General features: G+C 69.8%; 7 protein-coding genes. 2 read left to right on the forward strand and 5 right to left on the reverse strand.

Annotated elements, in window-relative coordinates:
* Positions 1-54: 54 nt before the first annotated feature.
* From AB0M52_RS28180 to AB0M52_RS28200, 5 genes are all read right to left on the reverse strand, one after another.
* Positions 55-1,431 carry a GH1 family beta-glucosidase gene (locus tag AB0M52_RS28180; RefSeq protein ID WP_363959838.1) on the reverse strand — a complete coding sequence of 459 codons (1,377 nt, stop codon included), beginning with the start codon at positions 1,429-1,431 and terminating at the stop codon, positions 55-57.
* Positions 1,428-2,270: a carbohydrate ABC transporter permease gene (locus tag AB0M52_RS28185; protein WP_363959841.1), complete on the reverse strand. Its 843-nt coding sequence runs from the start codon at positions 2,268-2,270 to the stop codon at positions 1,428-1,430. Before AB0M52_RS28185 ends, AB0M52_RS28180 begins: the two co-directional genes overlap by 4 nt.
* Before the next feature lie 10 nt (positions 2,271-2,280).
* Positions 2,281-3,252, reverse strand: coding sequence for a sugar ABC transporter permease (locus tag AB0M52_RS28190; protein ID WP_363959844.1), 972 nt, complete (start codon positions 3,250-3,252; stop codon positions 2,281-2,283).
* A gap of 191 nt (positions 3,253-3,443) precedes the next feature.
* Positions 3,444-4,733, reverse strand: coding sequence for an extracellular solute-binding protein (locus tag AB0M52_RS28195; protein ID WP_363959847.1), 1,290 nt, complete (start codon positions 4,731-4,733; stop codon positions 3,444-3,446).
* A gap of 249 nt (positions 4,734-4,982) precedes the next feature.
* The gene (locus tag AB0M52_RS28200) at positions 4,983-5,528 is read right to left on the reverse strand and encodes a plasmid pRiA4b ORF-3 family protein (RefSeq protein ID WP_363959850.1); all 546 of its coding nucleotides are present in this window, start codon (positions 5,526-5,528) and stop codon (positions 4,983-4,985) included.
* 150 nt (positions 5,529-5,678) lie between these two features.
* Between AB0M52_RS28200 and AB0M52_RS28205 the strand changes: the two genes are divergently transcribed.
* Both AB0M52_RS28205 and AB0M52_RS28210 read left to right on the forward strand, forming a co-directional pair.
* Complete coding sequence (locus AB0M52_RS28205) at positions 5,679-6,425, forward strand: pyrimidine reductase family protein (RefSeq protein ID WP_363959853.1); 747 nt, start codon at positions 5,679-5,681, stop codon at positions 6,423-6,425.
* A 120-nt stretch (positions 6,426-6,545) separates the two neighbouring features.
* The coding region (locus AB0M52_RS28210; protein WP_363959855.1) for a hypothetical protein at positions 6,546-6,758 on the forward strand (213 nt) is incomplete at its 3' end.

A 6,758-nucleotide genomic window follows, 5' to 3' on the forward strand; every position in this document is an offset into this window, starting at 1 on the left:
GCGGGGCCTGGAGCACCACCCACGCCTGCCGGCTGGCCGGCACGGCGCCGTTGGTCAGCTCGCGGTACGCCCGGTCCACCGCTGCGGCCCGGACCTGCCGAACCGCTTGGTGTAGCCCCAGGCCCACTCGAAATTATCCATCAGCGACCAGGCGAAGTATCCCCGCAGGGGAACGCCCGCGCTGATCGCCTGGTGCGCGGCGCGCAGGTGCGCGTCGAAGTACGCCAGCCGCTCGGCGTCGTCGACCTGACCGTCGATCACCGCGTCGACGAAGGCCGAGCCGTTCTCGGTGACGTACAGCGGCAGGTCGGTGTACTCCTCGTGCACCCGGCGCAGCGTCTCCACCAGGCCCGGGGCGTCGATCTCCCAGTCCATGTCGGTGACCGGCACGCCCCGGCTGACGAACCGGACGTCCTCGCTGCCCGGCCAGTTGGACGGGGCCCGCCAGTAGGGCTCCGGCTGCTCGCCGGGCACCGGAGCGGCCACCACGTGGCGGCTGTAGTAGTTGACCCCGACCAGGTCCAGCGGCGTGGCGATGGTGGCCAGGTCGCCGTCGCGTACGTGCCCGAAGTCGGTCACCTTCGCCAGGTCGGCGACCAGGTCGTCGGGGTACTGCCCGCGCAGGATCGGATCCAGGAAGAACCGGTTGGCCAGCCCGTCGATGCGCCGGGCGGCGTCGGAGTCGCCGGGCGATCCGGTGGCCGGGGTCACCGGGTACAGGTTGACGGTCACCCCGAGCTGGGCGGCCGGCCGGGCCGCGCGCAGGGCCTGCACGGCGAGCCCGTGCCCGAGCATCAGGTGGTGCCCGGCGCGGACCGCGTCGGCCCCGTCGGAGCGGCCGGGGGCGTGCACCCCGGAGCCGTAGCCGAGGAAGGCCGAGCACCACGGCTCGTTGAGCGTGGTCCAGTACTGCACCCGGTCACCGAGTGCGTCCGCCACCAGCTGGGTGTAGTCGGCGAACCGGGCGGCGGTGTCCCGGGCCGGCCAGCCGCCGGCGTCCTCCAACTCCTGGGGCAGATCCCAGTGGTAGAGCGTGAGCCAGGGCTCGATCCCGTTGGCCAGCAGCTCGTCGACCAGCCGCCGGTAGAAGTCCAGCCCCTCGGCGTTGGCCGGGCCCGACCCGCCCGGCTGCACCCGGGGCCAGGAGACCGAGAAGCGGTACGACTTCAGCCCCAGCCCGGCCATCAGCCGCACGTCGTCGCCGAGCCGGTGGTAGTGGTCGCAGGCGACGTCGCCGGTGTGCCCGGCGACCGTCCGGCCCTCGGTGTGGCTGAAGGTGTCCCAGATCGACGGGGTACGGCCGCCCTCGGCCGCCGCGCCCTCGATCTGGTACGCGGCGGTCGCCGCCCCCCAGAGGAAGCCGGGCGGGAAAGTCAGCGGCGCGCGCTCGTCGAGGACGCCGACGGCGGGCGGGGTGGCGGGGTTGCTCACGACTTGACTGCACCTTCCATGATCCCGCCGATGATCTGGCGGCCGAACAGGATGAAGACGACCACCAGGGGCAGGGTACCCACTGCCGTGGCGGCGAAGACCTGCGAGTAGTCGGTGTAGTAGGCGTACGAGAGGAAGGAGAGCGAGACCTGCAGGGTCGGGTTCTCCGGGGTGAGGATCGCGTACGGCCAGAGGAACGAGTTCCAGGTCTCCATGAAGGTCAGCAGCCCCAGGACGGCCGCGGCCGGGCGTAGCGCGGGCAGCACGATGTTCCAGTAGATCCGGAACGTGCTGGCGCCGTCGACCCGACCGGCCTCGATCAGCTCGTCGGAGATCGCCTGACTGGCGTACTGCCGCATCATGAACACGCCGAAGGCGCTGACCAGGAACGGCACGGTGACGGCGTACAGGGTGTCGTACCACCCGAGCGTCTGCATCATGCCCCAGAGCGGGATGAGGCCCATCTGGGTCGGGATCATCATGGTGACGATGATCGCCAGCAGCAGGATGTTCCGGCCCCGGAACCGCAGCTTCGCGAAGGCGAACCCGGCCAGCGAGCCGGTGAGCACCACTGACGCGGTGACCACGGAGGAGACGATGATCGAGTTGATCAGGCCGGTGACGAAGTTCGCCGCGTCGTTGGCGAGGACCCGGTCGAAGTTGTCACCGAAGGCGCCTCCGGGGGTGAGCGGCGGCGGCACGTCGTTGATGGAGTCCAGGGTGCGGGTGCCGATCACCACCATGTAGTAGAAGGGGTAGATCGACAGCAGGGCCGCCAGGACGAGCGCGACGTAGGTCAGCGGACTGGTGCGCCACAGGCGCTGGGAAGCCGAGATCATCGATCTCTCCTCACTTGGCCGTACGGCGGACGAGTACGAAGTTGAGCAGCGACATCAACACGATGATCACGAAGATCGCCCAGGCGACGGCGGCTCCGTAGCCGGCGGTGTTGAGGTTCTCGATGCCCATCTCGTACATGTACATGGCCAGGGTCTGGAACTCCCGCTGGTTGCCACCGAGGATGCTGCCGTTGGCGAAGAGCAGCGGCTCGGTGAAGAGCTGCATGCCGCCGATCGTGGAGAGGATGACCACGAAGATGAGGGTGGGCCGGACCATCGGCAGGGTGATCCGCCAGAACTGCCGCCACGGACCGGCTCCGTCGATCGCCGCGGCCTCGTACAGGTCCTTGGGGATGGCCTGCATCCCGGCGAGCAGGATCAGGGTGTTGTAACCGGTCCACCGCCAGTTGACCATGGAGGCGATCGCCGTCCAGGAGCTCCACCGCTGGCCGTCCCAGTCGATCTGGTCGATGCCGACGAAGCTGAGCAGCCAGTTGATCAGGCCGAACTCCCGCTGGAACAGCATGCCGAAGACGATCGCGACCGCGGCCACCGAGACCACGTTCGGGATGAAGATGGCCATCCGGAAGAAGGTCTTGGCGCGCAGCAGGGTGCGGTTGAGCAGGTTCGCCAGGAACAGCGCCAGCAGGATCTGCGGGATGGTCGACAGGGCGAAGATGCCGAAGGTGTTGACCAGCGCGTTCCAGAAGTAGTCGTCGGTGAACAACCGGGTGTAGTTGTCGATCCCGATGAACGAGTGGTCGCCGATCATGTCCCAGTCGTGCAGTGACATCCAGGCGGTGCGCAGCATCGGGTACAGCCCGAACGCGCCGAAGATGAGGAAGAACGGCGCGATGTAGAGGTACGGCGAGTACTTGAGATCCAGGCGGGTGAGGAGGTATCCCCGACGGCGCCGGGAGGCGGTATCGGGCGGCCTGGGTGCTGCTGGTGACGGTGGCGCCGTCGTGGCCGAGAGACTCATGACGACACTCCGCTGCGCTCCGTGCTGCCATGAGGCACCACGACGCTGAATTGATGATTCACTCGCTTACGCTCGCTCATGCGGATTTCCTTTCCCGGCGAGGCCCGGGGGCCCTCGCGCAGGGTGGTACGCGGAGGGGACCGACCGGTGGCGTCCGGGGTGGTCCCCGGACGCCACCGGTTGGGAATCACTCAGAAGGCGCCCTGGATACCGGCGTCCTTCACGAACTGCTCCCAGGCCTTCTCCTTGCTGGCCTGCCCGTTCTCGAACGACCGCAGGGCCGGCTCGAGCGCGTTCTCCTTGACCGCCTGGTGCTTCGGGCCCAGGTGGATCGGCTCGATCTTGCTGACGCTCTCGCCGAAGATCTTGCCGGTCGGCGCGCCGCTGAAGTACTCGTTGGTGTAGCTGAGGAAGGCGTCGTTCTTCAGCGCCTCCAGGTTGGTGGGCAGCGGGCCCTTGGCCTTGAAGGCTTCGACCTGGCTGGTGGCGTTGGTCAGGAACTCGGCGAGCTTGGCCGCCTCCTTCTGGTGTGCGCTCTGCTCCGGCACGGCCAGCCACGAGCCACCCCAGTTGCCGCCGCCACCCGGCACGGCCGCCACGTCCCACTTGCCCTTGTTGGCCTCACCGGAGTTGTCCGCGACGATGCCGAGCATCCAGGACGGGCAGAAGGTGGCCGCGAAGGTGCCCTGCTTGAAGCCACCCGACCACTCCGGCGACCAGGTGGCCACCTTGGCGGAGATGTCCGCCATCGAGGTCGCGGTCTCCCAGGCGGCCTTCACCGCGGGACTGGTGTCCGCGATGATGTTGTTCTCCTTGTCGTAGAACAGGTCGCTGCCCTGCTGGAACAGCACGCCGTTCGAGACCGCGGTGACCGAGTCGATGAAGGCCTTGCCGCCGCTGCCCTGCTTGTACTTGCGGCCGGCCTCGTGGAAACCGTTCCAGTCCGGCCAGAGCGCCGACACCTGGTCCCGATCGGTGGGCAGGCCGGCCGCCTCGAACAGGTCCTTGCGGTAGCAGACCGCGAGGCTGCCGACGTCGGTCGGCAGGCCGATCAGCCGCCCGTCCGGCGCCTTGCCCAGCTCCCACTTCCAGGGCAGGTACTCCTCGGAGTGGTCGGCGATCAACGGGGACAGGTCGACCCAGTTGCGCGGGTTGGACTTGAACTCGTTGAGGATGCCCTCTTCCAGGGCGGTCACGTCGGCCGCGCCCTTGCCGGTGGCCAGGTAGCGGACCAGCTTGGGCCGGTACTCACCGAGCTGGGCGGTCTTGCGCAGCTCGACCTTGATGCCGGTCTGCTGCTCGTACTGCTTGACGAGCTCGTCGTAGCCCATCTCGCCGAAGGTGTCGACGACCAGCTTGGCGGGCTTTCCGCCCTCGGTCGACGTGTCGTCGTCCTTGCCGCAGGCCGCGAGACCGCCGACGGCGGTGATCGCGGCCAGGGCGGCCGCCGCCATGCGGGTACGCCGCGTGGTGAGGCTCATCCTGACCCCTCTTTCGATGGTGAGGCTGGTTGTTTGTGGTGGGGGGTGCCGCAGCGCCTGCCGGCACCGGCTCAGTCAGCCGGCGTCGGCGTCCCGGGGCGCCGGACTGTGATCCGCGCCTCTTGGGAACGCTCCCATGAGATTGCCGGTGTGTATCAGGAGTGTCAATAGGCCGATGGGAGCGTTCCCAGATCGTTACCGCGACAGTGGTTCGCGATGATGGTCAGCGGGGCGGATCGGGGTGACGGGTCAGCAGAGACGCCGCAGCAGCGTGGCGACCCGGCCGGCGTCGAAGGCGGCCGGGTCGAAGCCCGCGCCCGCCCAGTCGCGCATCGACCGGTGCTCGGGGTGCGCCGGATCGGCGAGCGCGGCCAGGAACACCAGGTAGCCCTGCGGGCCGCCGACATCTTCCGGCGGGCCGGCCCGCTCGCCGTCGAGGCAGCTCGGGTAGCGCTCGTCCGCCTCGGCGGCGAAGGCGTCCTCCACCAGCAGGTCGTGCTCCCACCAGTCGCCGAAGTCGTACGTGTAGTGGAACCGACTGCCCTTGCCGACCACCGCGTCCAGCCGGACGTCCAGTTCGTCCTGCACGGCCAGTTCACCGTCCGGATCGGGCTCGCCGTACTGCAGGCCGTCGATCTCGAACGAGTGCAGATGGCAGTCGCGCCAACCCATCGCGTGCTGCACCACCCGGTGCACCCGGTCCAGGGTGTAGCCACCGGGCACCAGCACCCGGCGCCAGACGGCGGGACGGACCCCGGACAGCGACATCCTCAGCTGGAAGATCTGACGCGGCATGCTGTCCCATCCTCCCGCGGCATAGGCTGCGAGCATGATCTGCCGAGCGTGCCGGACGCGGCGGCACGACGACTGTCCGGGCCGGAACTGGTGCGACTGCCAGCACCGTACCGCCCAACCCACCCCTCCGGTCACCGGTCCGGCCAGCGAATGAGCGTCGGACTTCCGATTTCCGCGCTCTGGCCGGAACCTTCACCCGCGCCGCTCGACGACGACACGCTCACCGCACGCTACGGCCGCGCCGACCGGCCCCACCTCCGGATGAACTTCGTGACCAGCGTCGACGGCGCGGTCAGCGTCGACGGTCTCTCCGCCGGGTTGTCCGGCGGGCCCGACAAGCGGGTGTTCGGGCTGCTGCGGATGCTCTGCGACGCGCTGCTGGTGGCGGCCGGCACGTTGCGCCGGGAGGGGTACCGGGCGGTCCGCCTCGACGAGCGGCGCCGGGCCTGGCGACGCGCGCACGGGCTGGCCGAGTACCCGACGCTCGTGGTGGTCTCCGGCATCCTCGACCTCGACCCGGCCCAGGCGGCCTTCGCCGACGCGCCGGTACGCCCTCTGGTACTCACCCGCGACGACGCGCCGGCGCCGGCCGGGCTGGCCGACGTGGCCGACCTGGTGCGTTGCGGTGACGGCCGGGTCGACCTCGCCGCCGGCCTGACCGAACTGCGCCGCCGCGGGCTCGACCAGGTGCTCTGCGAGGGCGGACCACGGCTGTTCGGCGCGCTCACCACCGCCGACCTGGTGGACGAGGTCTGCCTGTCGGTCGCCCCGCTGCTCGCCGGGGCCGGGGCCGGCCGGATCACCGCCGGTGACCCGAGCCCGGCCCGCCACCTGCCGCTGCGCCACGTCCTGCTCGCCGGTGACGGCACCCTGCTGCTGCGCTACGCCCGCCGGTGACCCGTACCACCGGACCGGCGGTGACCTGGGCCGACGGGGCCGGCGGGTGAATCGGGCCGACCGGCCGGCGGGCGGCGAGTTCGCCGAAACGGCCTCGTAACGGCAGCTCAGCTCTCTACCGTGAACCGGGATCGGCAGCTGCCGGAAGGCGGGACGTTGGCACACGAGGTGGTTGAGCTACGGGTGCACGGTGTCTCGGGCACGTCCGCCGAAGCGCTGCTCGATCACCCGATCGTGACCCGGGTGGCCGGTGACGACAACGCCGGTTTCTACCGGCCCCGGCCGGGGTTCGGGATCAATGACCGGCCGGGCGGGTTGAAGGTGGAGGCGTAC

This window comes from Micromonospora sp. NPDC051296 (genome assembly GCF_040682255.1).
Classification (GTDB): domain Bacteria; phylum Actinomycetota; class Actinomycetes; order Mycobacteriales; family Micromonosporaceae; genus Micromonospora; species Micromonospora craterilacus.

Bases quoted from the DNA above. Each gene is read 5' to 3' on its own strand.
- AB0M52_RS28190 (WP_363959844.1), bottom strand. From the start codon at position 3,252: ATGAGTCTCTCGGCCACGACGGCGCCACCGTCACCAGCAGCACCCAGG.
- AB0M52_RS28185 (WP_363959841.1), bottom strand. From the start codon at position 2,270: ATGATCTCGGCTTCCCAGCGCCTGTGGCGCACCAGTCCGCTGACCTAC.
- AB0M52_RS28200 (WP_363959850.1), bottom strand. From the start codon at position 5,528: ATGCCGCGTCAGATCTTCCAGCTGAGGATGTCGCTGTCCGGGGTCCGT.
- AB0M52_RS28205 (WP_363959853.1), top strand. From the start codon at position 5,679: ATGAGCGTCGGACTTCCGATTTCCGCGCTCTGGCCGGAACCTTCACCC.
- AB0M52_RS28195 (WP_363959847.1), bottom strand. From the start codon at position 4,733: ATGAGCCTCACCACGCGGCGTACCCGCATGGCGGCGGCCGCCCTGGCC.